The 16,204-nt window shown below is 53.6% G+C and carries 20 protein-coding genes; 2 read left to right on the forward strand and 18 right to left on the reverse strand.

Features of this window, described 5'->3' with window-relative positions; all coding sequences use genetic code 11:
* On the reverse strand, positions 1-1,275 hold the full coding sequence (gene rhlB, locus V8L71_RS00490; RefSeq protein WP_232774769.1) for an ATP-dependent RNA helicase RhlB: 1,275 nt from the start codon (positions 1,273-1,275) through the stop codon (positions 1-3).
* Between the two features lie 144 nt (positions 1,276-1,419).
* On the opposite strand from rhlB, the gene V8L71_RS00495 reads away from it, so the two are divergent.
* Together V8L71_RS00495 and xthA are read left to right on the forward strand one after the other, a co-directional pair.
* Positions 1,420-1,674 (forward strand): hypothetical protein, encoded by a 255-nt coding sequence (locus V8L71_RS00495; protein ID WP_101146171.1) that lies wholly within the window; start codon positions 1,420-1,422, stop codon positions 1,672-1,674.
* Complete coding sequence (xthA, locus tag V8L71_RS00500) at positions 1,674-2,501, forward strand: exodeoxyribonuclease III (RefSeq protein WP_101146172.1); 828 nt, start codon at positions 1,674-1,676, stop codon at positions 2,499-2,501. Before V8L71_RS00495 ends, xthA begins: the two co-directional genes overlap by 1 nt.
* A 139-nt stretch (positions 2,502-2,640) precedes the next feature.
* Here xthA and V8L71_RS00505 read toward each other — a convergent pair whose 3' ends face one another.
* From V8L71_RS00505 to V8L71_RS00585, 17 genes are all read right to left on the reverse strand, one after another.
* A complete protein-coding gene (locus V8L71_RS00505) occupies positions 2,641-3,711 on the reverse strand; it encodes a tetratricopeptide repeat protein (RefSeq protein ID WP_336272927.1) in 1,071 nt (356 codons plus the stop codon).
* Between the two features lie 4 nt (positions 3,712-3,715).
* Positions 3,716-4,489: an energy transducer TonB gene (locus V8L71_RS00510; protein ID WP_101146174.1), complete on the reverse strand. Its 774-nt coding sequence runs from the start codon at positions 4,487-4,489 to the stop codon at positions 3,716-3,718.
* Complete coding sequence (locus tag V8L71_RS00515) at positions 4,486-4,893, reverse strand: ExbD/TolR family protein (protein WP_101146175.1); 408 nt, start codon at positions 4,891-4,893, stop codon at positions 4,486-4,488. Before V8L71_RS00515 ends, V8L71_RS00510 begins: the two co-directional genes overlap by 4 nt.
* The gene (locus tag V8L71_RS00520; protein WP_101146176.1) at positions 4,886-5,428 is read right to left on the reverse strand and encodes a MotA/TolQ/ExbB proton channel family protein; all 543 of its coding nucleotides are present in this window, start codon (positions 5,426-5,428) and stop codon (positions 4,886-4,888) included. Before V8L71_RS00520 ends, V8L71_RS00515 begins: the two co-directional genes overlap by 8 nt.
* A 1-nt stretch (position 5,429) precedes the next feature.
* Complete coding sequence (locus tag V8L71_RS00525; RefSeq protein WP_101146177.1) at positions 5,430-6,776, reverse strand: MotA/TolQ/ExbB proton channel family protein; 1,347 nt, start codon at positions 6,774-6,776, stop codon at positions 5,430-5,432.
* Complete coding sequence (locus V8L71_RS00530; RefSeq protein ID WP_101146178.1) at positions 6,773-7,555, reverse strand: DUF3450 domain-containing protein; 783 nt, start codon at positions 7,553-7,555, stop codon at positions 6,773-6,775. The genes V8L71_RS00525 and V8L71_RS00530 overlap by 4 nt, the downstream gene beginning before the upstream one ends.
* Before the next feature lie 209 nt (positions 7,556-7,764).
* Entirely contained in the window at positions 7,765-8,169 is a 405-nt protein-coding gene (locus V8L71_RS00535) for an NUDIX hydrolase (protein ID WP_101146179.1), read from the reverse strand.
* A gap of 118 nt (positions 8,170-8,287) precedes the next feature.
* Complete coding sequence (locus V8L71_RS00540; RefSeq protein WP_157826476.1) at positions 8,288-8,488, reverse strand: hypothetical protein; 201 nt, start codon at positions 8,486-8,488, stop codon at positions 8,288-8,290.
* 4 nt (positions 8,489-8,492) lie between these two features.
* Positions 8,493-8,687: a hypothetical protein gene (locus V8L71_RS00545; RefSeq protein ID WP_101146180.1), complete on the reverse strand. Its 195-nt coding sequence runs from the start codon at positions 8,685-8,687 to the stop codon at positions 8,493-8,495.
* A gap of 90 nt (positions 8,688-8,777) precedes the next feature.
* Positions 8,778-9,365: an HNH endonuclease gene (locus V8L71_RS00550; RefSeq protein ID WP_101146181.1), complete on the reverse strand. Its 588-nt coding sequence runs from the start codon at positions 9,363-9,365 to the stop codon at positions 8,778-8,780.
* A 138-nt stretch (positions 9,366-9,503) separates the two neighbouring features.
* Positions 9,504-10,475 (reverse strand): class 1b ribonucleoside-diphosphate reductase subunit beta, encoded by a 972-nt coding sequence (gene nrdF / locus V8L71_RS00555; protein WP_035566164.1) that lies wholly within the window; start codon positions 10,473-10,475, stop codon positions 9,504-9,506.
* Positions 10,476-10,555: 80 nt separating this feature from the next.
* The gene (nrdE, locus tag V8L71_RS00560) at positions 10,556-12,736 is read right to left on the reverse strand and encodes a class 1b ribonucleoside-diphosphate reductase subunit alpha (protein ID WP_269801094.1); all 2,181 of its coding nucleotides are present in this window, start codon (positions 12,734-12,736) and stop codon (positions 10,556-10,558) included.
* Positions 12,718-13,152 carry a class Ib ribonucleoside-diphosphate reductase assembly flavoprotein NrdI gene (gene nrdI, locus V8L71_RS00565; RefSeq protein ID WP_083832196.1) on the reverse strand — a complete coding sequence of 145 codons (435 nt, stop codon included), beginning with the start codon at positions 13,150-13,152 and terminating at the stop codon, positions 12,718-12,720. The genes nrdE and nrdI overlap by 19 nt, the downstream gene beginning before the upstream one ends.
* Before the next feature lie 9 nt (positions 13,153-13,161).
* Positions 13,162-13,383, reverse strand: a complete 222-nt coding sequence (nrdH, locus tag V8L71_RS00570) for a glutaredoxin-like protein NrdH (protein ID WP_008956787.1) — start codon at positions 13,381-13,383, stop codon at positions 13,162-13,164.
* A gap of 253 nt (positions 13,384-13,636) precedes the next feature.
* Positions 13,637-14,248: a superoxide dismutase gene (locus tag V8L71_RS00575; RefSeq protein ID WP_101146182.1), complete on the reverse strand. Its 612-nt coding sequence runs from the start codon at positions 14,246-14,248 to the stop codon at positions 13,637-13,639.
* 201 nt (positions 14,249-14,449) lie between these two features.
* The gene (locus V8L71_RS00580; protein ID WP_101146183.1) at positions 14,450-15,376 is read right to left on the reverse strand and encodes an electron transfer flavoprotein subunit alpha/FixB family protein; all 927 of its coding nucleotides are present in this window, start codon (positions 15,374-15,376) and stop codon (positions 14,450-14,452) included.
* 56 nt (positions 15,377-15,432) lie between these two features.
* A complete protein-coding gene (locus V8L71_RS00585; protein WP_101146184.1) occupies positions 15,433-16,182 on the reverse strand; it encodes an electron transfer flavoprotein subunit beta/FixA family protein in 750 nt (249 codons plus the stop codon).
* Positions 16,183-16,204 lie beyond the last annotated feature (22 nt).

The following is a 16,204-nucleotide window of genomic DNA, read 5'->3' on the forward strand; positions in this document are numbered from 1 at the left end:
TTAGAGCATACCTTCCGGCGGATGCACGCAGGGCAGCTTGTCGTTGATATAGCGTTCGATTTCCGGCAGTGAGAACGCATCCTCTTCGCCAACGAAGCTAATCGAGACACCCTTAGCGCCAGCTCGACCGGTACGACCGATACGGTGTACGTAGTCTTCTGGATCTTCCGGTAGGGTATAGTTGATGACGTGACTAACGTCTTCAATATGGATCCCGCGGCCTGCAACGTCAGTGGCTACCAACACCTGAATCTCGCCTTCGCGGAAGCTTTCCAGGGTTTTAATACGCTGACCCTGAGGCACATCACCTGACAGCATCGCCACGCTTACGCCAGCTTTTTTGAGTAGATCGTCAAGCTTGCGCACCAAGTCACGGCGGTTACCAAAGACCATAACGCGCTCAAAGCTCTCTTGCTGGAGTAGATTAACCAACAAGCGCTGCTTATCGTCATCAGACACCAAATACACACGCTGATCGATATCCGCCTGATTCTCGACGGTCACTTCGATCTCGACGTGGGCAGGATCAAGCGTCCACTGACTGGCGAGATTCAAGATGTCGTCAGTAAAGGTGGCCGAAAAGAGGAAGGTCTGGCGCTCCTCTTTTTTCGGCGTGTAGCGAATAATCCGCTTCACGTCGGGAATAAAGCCCATCGACAACATGCGGTCGGCTTCATCTAACACCAATACTTCAACCTCATTAAGGTCGATATCACGCTTCTGATGGAAATCCAGCAGGCGCCCTGGCGTTGCTACTAGAATATCGATCTTGCTGCCCAGACTTTCACGCTGCTTCTGGTAGTCCATACCGCCGACCACACTCGCCACATTGAGCTGGGTAAATCGTGCTAACGCTTTAGCATCTTTTTCGATCTGCAGCGCCAGCTCGCGAGTAGGCGCTATGATCAACGCGCGCGGTGCACCTGGCTTTTGACCATTGGGTGCTGGCTCTTCCAGGAAGTAGGCCATCACAGAGATCAAAAAGGCCGCGGTTTTACCGGTTCCCGTTTGCGCCTTGCCGACAATATCGCCACCTAATAGCGTTTGGCGCAGGGCCTCGGCTTGAATAGGTGTGCAGTATTCAAACCCTTGGGCGTGAATAGCGCGCATTAATGGCAGCGGCAGATCAAAGTCATGAAAGCGCCACTTGCCGGCCACGGCGGGCACCTGAAACTGACGAAGATCCCAGTTCGACTGGCGACGACGCGGTTTACGACGGCGGCGTTTTGGCTTGCGATTCTGGGCCGGGGCTGTGGTCTGTTCCGACTCGCTCATAGGCTGTCTATCTGTCCATTGCTGTGGAAGTTGGCTTCTTGACGTGCGCATTGTACCAGGGCTTGGCGATAAGAGCGCGTCCTGCTGTCGAAGGAGTCCCAAGGCCTGTTAGAATAGCCGTCAAATCGACGTAAGGAGCGCGACATGACGCGTAAGAAAAAAACTCGTTCACTGGCCGACAAAGTAACTATTCGTACCGGCCGGCGTAAAGATTATAAAAAATGGCGCCACGACAACCCTGACCAAGTGGCTCCATCGCGCCGCTTTGTGGCAAAAAAGCAACAGCAGCGCAAACTCCAGGCAGTGAGAAAACTCGCTCGCCAGCAGAGTGGGCAGGATATTGCCATTCACCCTGACAAAGGCAGTGAATCCAACAATCCCAAGGGGAGCGATTCATAATGCGTTTGGTTTCGTTCAACATTAATGGCATCCGAGCACGGCTTCACCAATTACAGGCGTTGATCGACACTCAGCAGCCGGACGTGATTGGGCTTCAGGAAACCAAGGTGCAGAATAGCGAGTTCCCGATTACTGACGTGGAAGCCATGGGCTACCACGTCTTTTATCACGGCCAAAAAGGCCACTACGGGGTTGCCCTACTGTGCCGTCAGGCACCTCAAGAAGTGTTTTATGGCTTCCCCGATGATGAAGAAGATGCCCAGTGCCGTATGATCGGCGTTCGCCTACTCGCGGAAGATGGGGAAGCCGTGACGGTATGGAACGGCTATTTCCCTCAGGGCGAAAACGTCACCCATCCCACTAAGTTTCCAAACAAAGAGCGCTTTTATGGTCAGCTAGCGCGGCTGCTCAACGAGCAGTACCGCCCTGACGAGCGGCTCGCCATCATGGGCGATTTTAATATATCGCCAGAAGACCAGGACATTGGCATCGGCGAGGCCAACCGCAAGCGCTGGCTGCGCGAAGGTAAAACCAGCTTTCAACCCATTGAGCGCGAATGGCTCGAAGGGGTCAAAGCGTGGGGGCTTACCGACAGCTATCGCCTCAGCTATCCACAAACCGATGACCGCTTTAGCTGGTTTGACTACCGCTCAAAAGGGTTTAACCAGGAGCCCAAGCGCGGCCTGCGCATTGACTATATTCTCGTCACCAAGGCGTTAGCCGATCAGACCACCGGCGCGGGTATCGACTACGATCTGCGCGGCATGGAACGCCCCTCTGATCACGCGCCTACCTGGAGTGACTTTGATATTGCGCTTAAAACCTAGCCTTCCCTGCCTGCGGCGTTAGGGCGCCGCGAGGGCGCTGTAAACCCATCCATGGGCGCTACTTTTTCCATCCCTGGAAAAAGACCCTCGCTCTACCCTATCGCCGACTCATAGAACTGAACAAACGTTTTTTCCTAAGTTAAATTGACCAATTAAAGCTGACCAGCCACTGCTCCGCCTCCTTATCACCTAGCGACGAGGCGCGGGCAAAGGCTTGTTTCGCTTGCTCATCCTCACCCCAGGCGTAAGCGAGCTGACCATAGGCTCGCCAGTCGGCGGCTGTCTGCGTATGCAGCGCCAACGCTTGCCAAGCATTCAAAGCCTTCTCAACGTCTTTAGCCTGCCGCCAGGCATTGGCAAGCAAACGCTGGTGGGTTTCATCGCGGACAATATCGCCCTCATTTAGAGCCCGCTCTAGATGCTCTGCTGCTCTAGCGGGGGTTCCGCCAGCGAGATGAAGCTGAATCAACAGCCAAAAATCTTCCTGCTCGGTTAATTTGCCTAATTGCCACGCCGTTTCCCACAGCCCAGCAGCCATCCCTGCCTGACCAGCCTGCTGGGCAAGCCCGGCGGCTTGGCGCCAATCGGCAGCGTCGCTTTGCGCACTCAAGCCATCTAGCAGCCAGCCCAACGCCTGATCGCCTTGCCCTGCATTGCGATACACAGCAAGCGCCAGCGTCTGCTGTGCTTCGTTGAGTTCTGGCGTCTCATCAAGCGCCTGCTCAAGCCAGTCGGCGGCTTCTTCCCAATGCTCCTGTTGCGCCAGCAAGCGGATTAACTGCCAAGTCGTATCGATATCCTGCTGATTGGTTAACCACTCCCTGAGTAGCTCAATGACCTGATCATGCTGGTCGGCAGCACGGCGCAGCGAGGCCTCCTCACGTAGCCAACGGGCTGCTTGGGCACTATCGACACCGTCTAAGCCACGGGCAATCGCCAGCCGATCCGCTGCCGCAGCAGGCTGATCCTGGCGCGCCAAGGCGCCTGCAGCCAGCTGTTGATAGAGCGCACTAGCCCATTGATCCGATTGATTACCCGAGGCTAGCCGCTCAGCCTGGGCGGTGGCACGCTCGACAACGCTGCTTAGCTCCCCCTCTTGCAATTGGCTCTGCAGCGCGTTGAGGTCGGCAATAATATCCCCAGGCAATGCGGGACTCGCCTGCGCTGAAAACGACCAGACGCTTAGCAATAAAATTAAAAGACGCTTCATATTGCTACCTCAACTGAAACTCGATCCGCTGGGTGGCATTGCGTAACCGATCACTGGGTTCAAATTGCCACTGGCTAATTGCATCCCGTGCGGCATCGTCAAAAACACGACGCGGCTGCGCATTGGTAATCCGTATTGAAGAAGCATCCACACTGCCATCACGCCGGATCATAAAGGCGACCTCTACAAACCCTTCCATGCCACGGCGCTGAGCGCGCGCAGGGTAACTTGGATTTACCCGGCTGGTGGGGGTCGCCTGACCTACACTAACCGGCTCGTTAGAGGGCGCTGGCTCAGCCTGTGGCGCAGCTTCACGCACGGCAGGTTCACTTTGCGCAGCAGTGGTTGCCGCAGGGGCTGGCTCGGCAGGCGCTTCTCTCGGCGCAGGCTCTGGGGCTGGTTCTGGAGCAGGTTCAGGCTGTGGCTCAGGTTCCGGCTCAACTTCGGTAAGTTCGGGGAGCTCACTGTCCATTTCGACAGGCTCAACGGGCTCATCCGGCAGTTCTACTTCCGGTAAACTAATCGTGCTTTCCGCTACCGGAGGCGGCTCTGGCGCGGGCATAGGAGGCGGCGCTTGCTGTGGCGCTGCTTCTACAGGTTGAGGCGTAGGCGCCTCTTGTTCAGGGGCGACCTCCGGCGCTTCAACCATCGTCATCGCCATGCTCATGGTCAGCTCTTCGGGCTCCCGCTCGGGGGGCGCAACCAGCTGCGCCAGCAGCCAGAACAAGCCCACCGCTAGCACCACGCCTCCCAATAACGACAGCAGGTGGCGCATCATGACCCGCTCCGACTCGCCGCCACCGCCACTTGCTCAACGCCCGCTTCACGCAGGCGATCCATTACCTCGATCAGCAGGCCCGTGGTGGATTCACGGTCCGCCTGAATAACCACCGAGCCATCGTCACTGAGCATATCGGCGACCTGTTGGCCAACCCGGTGAGTATCCACCGGACTACCATCCACCCATACGGCGCCTTCTGGGGAAATTGCCACGAGCACCTGGGCGTCTGGGCGCGGCGTCGCGGCGCTGGATTCAGGGCGATCAATCTCCACGCCACTCTCTTTAACAAAGCTAGTAGTGACGATAAAGAAAATCAGCATGATAAATACCACGTCGAGCATGGGGGTAAGATTCACCTCATTACTCTCTGCAGTAGCTTCTATAGAACGGCGTCTACGCATCACTTTCCTCCAGTGCCCGCGCCAAGCGATCTTGCAGCCGCTGGTCTTCACGACGAATGACATGCTCTAAACGACTAATAAATAAAAGCCCCACCACGGCAATGGCCATACCGGTTAGGGTCGGCAGCGTCGCTCGGGCGACACCGTCCGCCATGGCGCGCGCTTGATGGGTTTCACTTAGCGAGAGGCTATCGAACACGCTAATCATGCCAGTCACCGTGCCTAGCAAGCCCAATAAAGGGCACAGCGCGACCAGCAGTTTCAGCCATGGCAAGGGCTTACGCAGTCTAGCGACCAGCGCCTCCGCCCACACATGACGTAGCGTACGGGCGCTCCAACTGGTGTGGTCGCTGCGCGCCGCCCAACGTCGCAATAACTGACGCCGCGCGGTACGCCAGGTAATTCGGTAGTACCACCAGCGCTCCATGGCCATGGCAAATACCAGCACAGCCACCACTGCCAGCACGACCAATACCGCGCCACCCGCTTCCACTAAGCGCTCAACGGGTTCGAGCCAGAGAGGAAGAGTGGACATATCAGTTCACCGCGGGCGTGTGAGATTCGAGATGATCCGCTAATGTCGCGCTCGCCTGCCCTTCAATCACATGGGTCAAATAGCGGCTACGACCCGACAGGGCTGTCTGCACGAACAGCAGCGGCACGGCGGTAATCAAACCGAGTACAGTGGTTACCAGTGCTTGGCTAATACCGCCCGCCATCAGTTGCGGGTCGCCGGTGCCAAACACGGTAATCGCCTGGAAAGTTACGATCATGCCGGTGACCGTACCCAACAATCCAAGCAACGGCGCAATCGCGGCCAGCAATTTGACCATCGGCTGGCTACGCTCCAGTTTTGGCAGCTCAGCCAGTACCGCCTCGTCCAATCGTGCTTCCAACGCTTCAGGGGTCTGGTGTTTATCCATGCCTTCAAAACGCAGCAATACACGCCCTAGTGGATTGTTAGGTTTTAACTGGCTGAGCGACTGACGCTGTCGATTAACACGCAGGCTAACGAGCACTAAATAGAGGTACTGCCCTAACCCAATGATCAGGCCTAAAATGCCTAATGCAACGACCACATAGCCGACATAACCGCCTTGCTGGAAACGCTCCCACAGACTGGGCTGCTGGGCTAGGGCTTCCAGCACGCTGCCCTGAGTAGGATCAACAGCGAAGACATGGCTCTCGCCCTGGTAGTAATCCGCTAGCAACCCACCAATGGCATCAGGTGTACGCGGCAATACCACTAGGTTGCCGTCATTTTCTCCGCGCTCTAAAAGCTCGTTTTCAGTAAAAGCCGCGAAATCTCCAAGCCGCACCAACTTACGGGCGGCTACTTCGCCGTTAGCATCGGCGACGGGCAGTGAAAGGCGCTCAGCGCGGCCCGTACGCGCCGTTAATGCCGCCAAGCGATCCACCACCTCTTCCAATTGATGGCGTTCGAGCACTTCGACTTCATCCAAACGTGGCGGCAGCGACCCTTCTTCTAGGGAAAGCAAACTCTCTTCACCCAGTGCATTGCGAATTTCTGAGCTATGCCGGGCAAGGTTAGACAGCAGCCCTGTCAGTGCCTCGCCCTGCTCCGCCTGACGCTCGCTTAACTCGCTGGCTTGATCGGTTTGCTCTGCCTGCTGGATCTCTAACGCTTCGTGCTGCTGCTGAGCCTCTTCGTGATCAGTGCGGGCTTGCTCCAGCGCAGACTCTAATGCTTGCTGGTCGTCTAAAAAGCCCATTAGACGCTGCTGGTCACGCGCTTCAGCCGCTTCTCGTGCTTCACGCAGCGACGTTGCGCTTTCAGTTTGTGCCATTGATGCGCCACTGATCGCTACCAGCCCTAACATCAAGCAGGCATAAAAAAGTTGACGGAGAGTTGGTCGACTCATGGTTGCTCTCCCTGCTGGTCATTCGCACTGATTGAGAGCGGCAAGGTTAATAAATCCGGCGCGCGCTGATCTTTCGCCATACGCAGCCCATTGCGCACTTCACGCAGGTATTCGTCATCAAGTGGCTGCCATCCACCGCTTTCAGCATTCCACACCCCACCTTCACGCCCATCAGGGGTTAGATAATAAAAACCGATACGACCCACACGTAAAAAATCCACTTCACGTTCGCGGCGATCCTGGCTTAAACGACCCCGCCAGCTATCCATCTCACGGCCATAATCGAGCTCGACGCGCCAGGCTTCGAGTAGCCCATTAATGCGTTCAATGGTGTTTTCGCCCTGTTCCTCAGGCTGACGCTCAACCCGTGCCAGCCGCTCCTCGCGTAGAAACGGCAAGTCACGTTCAATCCATTGACTGAGCTGAACAGACATATTTTGTTCAATCACAGGCAGCGCTGCGCGCGTCTCTTCAAGCGTATTCAGGGCAGTCGCCAGACGCTGCTGGCGTTCGGCTTCTTCCGCCAAGCGCCCGGACAGTGAGGCATTTTCAGCGTCTAACTGGCGTGTTTCGCGCTCTAAGCGGCGTAGCTCTTGCAGTTGCTCACGCGTTTGTTCATCGGCAGCATCAATTTGCGCCTGAAGTGCGGCCTGGGTTTGCTGGGCTTCTACACTTTCGGCCGCTTGAGCCACTGCTTGTTCACTTGCCAGCAGCGTGCCGCTGGCCAGCACCCCCGCCAGCCACCATCCACGCAAGGCAAAAAAAGGCCTGTTCAGCACGTCGACTCTCCGTCACTGAGTAGCCAGCGGCTGTCACCGCCCGGCTAAAAACTAATTAGGTATTAGAACGATTTGCGTTTAACTTTTACGCGTCTAGCCTACCACTAATATAATAAATGACAATATTTATCATTAACAATCAGGCGTTATCTCTCATCGAGCGCGCATAAAAAAAGGCGCCTATCAGCGCCCTTTCATCACAAACATCACTATGTGTGCTTTGCCACTACATACTCTTTCGTCAGCGGCGCTAGCGGAAGCTGCCAAGCCTCTTCACGGGTCACCCATATTGCTTCGGCAATTTCAGCGGCCGCCTCGACAGGCTCGTCAATAACAAGGCTAAACAGATGCGCTTCAAGCATCACGTCCGGCTCATTAGCCGCTGGCACGGAATGCATTCCGAGGGGTATCAGCTGATCCTCGCTAACATGCAAGCCAAGCTCCTCTTGCAGCTCGCGGCACAACGCCTCTAGCGCGCTCTCACCTGCATCGATTTTGCCGCCTGGCTGCATATAGAAAGACGTATTGTGCTTACGCACCAATAGCAAGCGCCCATCTGGGTCACTCACCACAGCAGCGGCAATTTTCAATACGTTAGCAGGGTTGGCTGTCATACATATTCCTTTTCTTCCTGATAAATTTAGCATCCTATAGCACACATTGGAAAACCGAGTACGTTTTTAACGTTTAGGAGGTGAGGAGTTTGATTGCACCTACCTTTATTAACAATATTTAAACCCTCAATTCCTCAAGCTGCTTATATAGATCGTTGATTTCTCTACGCAGAGAATTAACAAGAATTTTTGATATTGCTGAGTTTGATGAAGACTTGTACTTTCCGAAACTAAGTGACTGGCTTTCACCTTCCGCACGACTGAGATCTGCTTCTTTTTTCTTGATGAGGTTTTCTAGATTTGTTATTTCTGCAGACATAACATTACCAACCCTTATTGAGTGTGTTATTCAGTAGCTCATACAAGAGAATTTTAGCTAAAAACTCATTATTTGAAGATATTGACGCTGACTTTGAGCCAAGCTCAATAGAGTTAACAGTCAATATTCCCCCTAAAATGGATGCTTGCCCTATGAAGAATTTTCCGTCTTTCTCAATTTCGACATCAAATCTATTCATGAGTGGCCCCCGATAGCTCTTAACTGAGCCATCACATATATCTTGCTAGAATACAGAGTCAAATGAACAAATTCCATGCAGTTAATATCGTTAACCATTTGCCCACGACTGATATCTTAAAAGCTCAATCAAAAGCTTCTTTGCATGTTTATTATTTTCTACCAATTGCTTTCGGTAGCTCTCCCTAGATCTGTTCATCTGTCGTTCAAACTCAGGATTATGACCACTAGAAAGACTAAACATAAAGGCCATACTTGGTCGCCCAATTAATTCATTTAAACGCTTACTATAGAAACCTCCCATTTCCAAAGTTGCCACAAATTCAATCAACTCACCTGCCTTCTTCTCCAATGAATCGACAGAGTCAATATTGATCTGAATATCATCTAGGAACGCCTGACGAAGATATATTGGATGAAACTGTGGCTTAAGAATACTCGGATCTTTATGCTCCCTGAATAGCTTTAACTTCGGAATATCAACTTTTCTTGTTGGGTTGTGCTGATCTCTGAGATGGCAATTCGGACAAAGAGGAAGGAGATTTTCTTGTGTATTATTTGTCGCATCCTCATCAACGTGATGCAGATGAGGCCTATCACCTGCACAAAATGCACACCGATGATCGTATTCATTAAGAACCTTTTCCCTCAGGCCTTTAGGAATTGATTCTCGAGGCATACGAATCTCCTTATCAGTAACAGCAAGCTAGACAAAAAATTTAATATTGAATAAATCTGTCATCTGATTAAGCAGTCTTAAAGCACGCGATGAGTAAACCCCTCTCACCGCGCTTAATGGTAATAAACTATATTTACCTTAAAACGCCCAGTCGTCGTCTTCGGTGGCGACGGCTTTGCCGATCACGTAGGAAGAGCCGGAGCCGGAGAAGAAGTCGTGGTTTTCATCGGCGTTGGGTGAAAGCGCCGCCATGATAGTTGGATCCACATCGGTAACGCTGCTGGGAAATAGTGGCTCGTAGCCAAGGTTCATCAGCGCTTTGTTGGCGTTGTAGTGAAGGAATTTCTTCACGTCTTCACTTAGGCCAACTTCGTCATACAGTGACTCGGTGTAGCGCACTTCGTTGTCGTAAAGCTCTAGTAGCAGCTCGTAGGCGTAATCTTTGACTTCCTGCTGCCGCTCTGGCGTCGCTTCCGCCAGTGCCTGTTGGAACTTGTAGCCAATATAGTAGCCATGCACAGCTTCGTCACGAATGATCAAGCGGATCAGGTCGGCGGTGTTAGTCAACTTGGCATGGCTTGACCAGTACATCGGCAGGTAGAAGCCGGAATAGAACAGAAACGACTCAAGAAAAACGCTGGCCACTTTGCGCATCAGTGGATCATCAGAGCGATAGCGCTCTAAGATCAGCTGCGATTTTGCCTGCAGCGTAGGGTTCTCTTCGCTCCAGCGAAAGGCATCATCTACATCACGTGTGGTGCAGAGTGTCGAGAAAATCGAGCTGTAGGAGCGCGCATGCACCGACTCCATAAAGGCGATGTTGGTGTAAACAGCCTCTTCGTGGGGAGTGCGCGCATCTTCCATTAATACCGGCGCGCCCACGCTGCTTTGAATAGTGTCCAGCAGCGTTAGCCCCGTAAACACACGAATCGTCAGCTGCTTTTCTTTTTCAGTCAGGGTGTTCCAGGACTGAATATCATTAGACAAGGGCACCTTTTCGGGTAGCCAAAAATTACTGGTCAGACGGTTCCACACTTCCAGGTCTTTATCATCCTGGAGTCGATTCCAGTTAATCGCATCTACTCGCGATAAACGTTGCATGGTGTTCATGGCATTGCTCTCAAAACGTAGCGTTCAATGCCCGGCGATCAACACCGGGCATTCAATAACAGTTACAAAGCGCTTGCTGATTACAGCGTGCAAGAAACGCAGCCTTCTACCTCGGTACCTTCTAACGCACTCTGGCGCAGACGAATGTAGTAAAGCGTTTTGATACCTTTGCGCCAGGCGTAAATCTGCGCTTTATTGATATCGCGCGTGCTTGCGGTGTCTGGGAAAAACAACGTTAGCGATAAGCCTTGGTCGACGTGCTGCGAGGCTTCCGCGTAGGTATCGATGATCTTTTCCGGACCGATTTCGTAGGCGTCCTGGAAGTAGTCAAAATTCGCTTCATCCAGAAAAGGCGCCGGGTAGTAAACACGCCCCAACTTGCCCTCTTTACGAATCTCGATTCTCGCCGCCACCGGGTGAATGCTGGAGGTGGAGTTATTGATGTAGGAGATCGACCCCGTCGGCGGCACTGCCTGCAGGTTACGGTTATACAAACCGTGGGCCATGACCGAGGCTTTCAGCTCCTGCCAATCATCCTGGGTCGGCAGCGCGATACCGCTGCGCTCAAACAGCCCACGTACTTTATCGGTGCGCGGCAGCCACGCCTGGTCGGTGTACTTATCGAAAAAGGTACCCGAAGCGTAGGTAGAATCTGCAAAGCCCGCAAACGACTCCTTGTGCTCAATCGCTAAGCGGTTCGACGCACGGATCGCATGAAAGGCAACGCAGTAGAAGTAGAGATTGGTAAAATCCAACCCCTCGTCGGAGCCGTAGTAGATGTGCTCACGCGCCAGATAGCCGTGCAGGTTCATCTGGCCAAGGCCAATCGCCCGCGACTGGGCATTGCCTTCGGCAATAGAAGGCACACTGCGCAGGTTGCTCATTTCCGAAACAGCGGTAAGACCGCGGATGGCAATTTCCACGCTGGTACCGATATCCCCTGCGTCCATCACTTTGGCAATGTTCATCGAGCCCAGGTTACAGGAGATATCCTGGCCGATATGGCGATAACCGAGGTCGTCGTCATACTCAGTCGGTGTGTTGACTTGGAGGATTTCCGAGCACAGGTTGCTCATATTGATACGGCCAGCAATCGGGTTAGCGCGGTTTACCGTATCTTCAAACATGATATACGGGTAACCCGACTCAAACTGCAGCTCTGCCAACGTTTGGAAGAAGGCGCGCGCATTGATCTTGTGCTTGCGAATGCGCGCATCCGCGACCATCTCCTGGTATTTCTCGGTAACGCTGATATCACCAAACGGAACACCGTAAACCCGCTCGACATCGTAGGGCGAGAACAGGTACATGTCGTCGTTGCGCTTGGCGAGTTCAAAGGTAATATCCGGAATCGTCACGCCCAATGAGAGCGTTTTGATACGAATTTTCTCGTCGGCATTTTCCCGCTTGGTGTCGAGAAAGCGCAGAATGTCCGGGTGGTGAGCATTCAAGTAGACCGCACCCGCGCCCTGGCGTGCGCCCAACTGGTTCGCGTAGGAGAACGCGTCTTCCAGCAGTTTCATGATCGGGATAATGCCCGAGGACTGGTTTTCGATGCGCTTGATGGGCGCGCCAGACTCTCGAATATTGGAGAGCAGGAAGGCAACGCCACCGCCCCGCTTGGAAAGCTGAAGCGCCGAGTTAATGGAGCGACCGATCGACTCCATATTGTCTTCGATGCGTAGCAGGAAGCAAGATACTAGTTCGCCGCGCTGCTGTTTGCCACAGTTCAAGAAGGTCGGTGTCGCAGGCTGAAAACGGCCGGAGATGATTTCATCGACCAGTGATTTGGCCAGCGTTTCATCGCCCCGCGCCAAGGTCAGCGCGACCATGCAGACACGGTCTTCATAGCGCTCTAAATAGCGCTTGCCGTCAAACGTCTTCAGCGTATAGCTGGTGTAGTATTTGAAAGCGCCCAAAAAACTTGGGAAGCGAAATTTATACGCATAGGCCTGCTCGAACAACGCTTTGATAAAGGCAAAGCTGTACTGGCCCAGCATTTCCGCTTCGTAGTACTGCTCTTCCACGAGGTAATCGAGCTTCTCTTCTAACGAGTGGAAGAACACCGTGTTCTGGTTAACGTGCTGTAAAAAGTACTGGCGAGCCGCTTCGCGATCTTTATCCAGCTGTAACTCGCCGTTGGCCCCGTATAGATTGAGCATGGCATTGAGGGCGTGGTAATCCAGCGTACGCGCCTCAGGAGCCGCCGCAGGCCGTTTTGTTTCTGACACATTCTGGGTAGCTACGTTAGTCGTTTCCAAAACTCTTCTACTCCTTTGCGCACGTTGACCACGTCATCGTCAGTGCCAAATAATTCAAATCGATACAGCAGCGGTACGTGGCATTTTTTCGCAATGATGCGGCCAGCAAGACCATATGCTTCGCCAAAATTGGTGTTTCCCGCAGCAATGACTCCCCGCAGGAGGTTCCGGTTATGCGTGTCGTTGAGAAAATGAATGACCTGCTTGGGTACGGCACCCTGTGAACTTCCCCCACCATACGTAGGGGTAACTAAAATATAAGGCTGGGAAACACGTAGCGCAGGCTCATCTCGATTTAGCGGCAGCCGCGTCGCGACAAAACCAAGCTTTTCTACAAAACGATGGGTGTTACCTGATTTAGTAGAGAAGTACACCAAATTGCCGGCCATCGGTGTGTGTGAGCAACTTGCCAGCATGTTGTCGGCTTACGCCAGGGCTTGAATACGATCCGGACGGAAACCCGACCAGTGATCTTCGCCGACGACTACGACGGGAAGCTGCCGATAGCCCAGCGCTTCTACTTCTTCTTGGGCACCGGACTCTGCGGTAATATCGATAACGGTGTAATCGAGCCCCTGCTTGTCGAGCGCACGGTAAGTAGCGGTGCATTGAACACAAGCTGGCTTGCTATAAATCTGAATTTCCATGGGTAATTCCCTTTTCATAGCGGCATTTTTCGGGTAGAGCACATCTAGTGCCCGCCCTCACTAAAAGACACAACGCATACTATATATAGACCATTGGAAAATCAATTCAAGCATATGTGGTATTTTTTTACCCACAGGATATTGACAGCTAATGCCCAAGGCTATCCCAGTCAATAAAAAAACCGCCCACTAAAAAAGCGGGCGGTTTTTTTCACAGCGCTAGAACTGGCGCCATTAGCGGGTCATAGCCGTATTAGCTAATCGCTGCCTGATAACGACGCTCTACGTCTTCCCAATTGACCACGTTGAAGAACGCAGCAATATAGTCAGGACGCTTGTTTTGATACTTCAGGTAGTACGCATGTTCCCAAACATCCAAACCGAGTAGCGGCGTATTACCGTGCATCAGCGGGCTGTCTTGGTTCAGGGTATTTTCGACGACCAGCTTTTTCTCAGGTGTAACGGAGAGCCATGCCCAACCGCTACCAAAACGACCAACGGCCGCTTTTTTGAATTCTTCTTTAAAAGCTTCAAGGCCGCCGAGCTCGGCATCAATTGCTTTTGCAACATCACCTTGAGCATTACCACCGCCGTTGGGCGACATCATCTGCCAGAACATGGAGTGGTTGGCGTGACCACCGCCGTTATTGATAACGGCTTGACGCTTGGCTTCCGGAACACGATCCAGATTAGCGATGAGTTCTTCGACAGGTACATCTTCAAGACCTGTGCCTTCCAGCGCGGCGTTCAGGTTGTTGATGTAGGTTTGATGGTGACGAGAATGGTGAATTTCCATCGTCATTGCATCAATGTGTGGTTCGAGAGCGTCATATGCGTACGGCAGTTCGGGTAGTGTATGTGCCATATCATCATCTCCTTGAGTGGCTTTCGTTGCGTTCATTTACCTATGTGCGGTCAGCCCGCAGCTTTTTCAACCACCGGGGTGGTTTTTCTTACCCTTTGCCCCAGTACTTTAGTCAACTATTGGCAGTTTACCTAATGTACCCATCACAAAAAAGCCGACTTCTGGCGAAGTCGGCTCAATGTTTATAGATCATTCAAATGCTTACAACTTGCTCTCAAGCTCCGGCAGGATCTCGAACAGATCCCCCACCAAGCCATAGTCGGCCACCTGGAAGATCGGTGCTTCGTCGTCTTTGTTGATAGCGACGATGACTTTGGAGTCCTTCATGCCCGCCAAGTGCTGAATCGCGCCTGAAATACCCACCGCAATGTACAGGTCGGGTGCGACGATCTTACCAGTCTGACCCACCTGCATGTCGTTGGGTACGAAACCGGCGTCTACCGCTGCACGGGAGGCGCCGATAGCAGCGCCCAGCTTGTCGGCAATGCCGTCCAGCAGCTTGAAGTTCTCGCCGTTGCCCATGCCGCGGCCTCCGGAGATCACCACCTTGGCGCCGCCTAGTTCTGGACGGTCGCTCTGGGCCAGCTCTTCTTTGACGAAGCTGGATTGGCTGTTTTCGGCGACAAAATCCACCGCTTCAATCGTGGCGCTGCCGCTTTCACCGACGGCATCAAAGCCGGTGGTACGAATGGTGATCACTTTCAGCGCATCATCGCTTTTCACCGTTGCAATGGCGTTACCGGCGTAAATCGGACGCAGGAAGGTATCGGCACTCTCGACACCCAGCACATCCGATAGCTGGCTGACGTCTTTTAGCGCGGCTAGGCGCGGCAGAACGTTCTTGCCGGTGGTAGAAGCGCTGGCCAGTACGTGGCTGTAGCCATCGGCCAGTTCTACCAGCAGCGCGCCCATGGGCTCGGCAAGCTGGTGGGCGTAAACAGCGTTGTCCGCCACGCGTACTTTATTAACGCCGTCGAGTTTCGCCGCAGCGTCTGCTGCCGCTTGAACGCCTTCACCGGCGACCAAAATATCAATATCGCCACCAATGGCCTGGGCGGCCGCCACGACGTGGGCGGTGGCGCCAGCCAGTTGGCCTTCATGTAGGTCGGCAAGTACCAAAATGCTCATAGCATCAGCTCCTTTCAAAGCGTTTATCTCAAAGTACGGAGAGTCAAGAACCGACCTTAAAGAACTTTGGCTTCATTTTTCAGTTTGTCGATCAGCTCGTCGACCGAGGCCACTTTGACACCGCCTTTGCGCTCGGCAGGGGATTCCACCTTGAGCAGGCTCACCTTAGAGGCCACTTCCACGCCGTAGTCGGCAGGAGTTTTTACATCCAGCGGCTTTTTCTTGGCCTTCATGATGTCCGGCAGCTTGGCGTAGCGCGGCTCGTTCAGGCGCAGGTCGGTGGTGACAATCGCCGGGAGCGTGAGAGCGATGGTTTGCAGGCCGCCGTCGATTTCACGGGTAACATTAACCTTCTCCCCGTCCACCGCCACTTCCGAGGCAAAAGTACCTTGTGGCAGGCCCGTCAGCGCGGCAAGCATCTGGCCGGTCTGGTTGTTGTCGGTGTCGATGGCTTGCTTGCCGAGAATCACCAGACCGGGCTGTTCTTCATCCACTACCTTCGCCAGCAGTTTGGCCACGGCCAGCGATTCGGCGCGCTCGTCGGTTTCAATATGGATGGCGCGATCCGCGCCCAGCGCCAGCGCGGTGCGCAGCTGCTCTTGGGCGGCTTTAGGGCCGACCGTGACGGCGACGACTTCGGTCGCCACGCCCTTCTCTTTCAGGCGCACCGCTTCTTCCACAGCAATTTCGCAGAAAGGGTTCATGGCCATTTTGACGTTGGTCAAGTCCACATCGGAGTGGTCCGCTTTCACGCGGATTTTGACGTTGTAGTCGATGACGCGTTTCACCGCGACGAGTACTTTCATAGGTTCCTCGCTTGGCTTGTAA

The organism is Vreelandella indica (assembly GCF_037070225.1).
Lineage (GTDB): Bacteria > Pseudomonadota > Gammaproteobacteria > Pseudomonadales > Halomonadaceae > Vreelandella > Vreelandella arctica.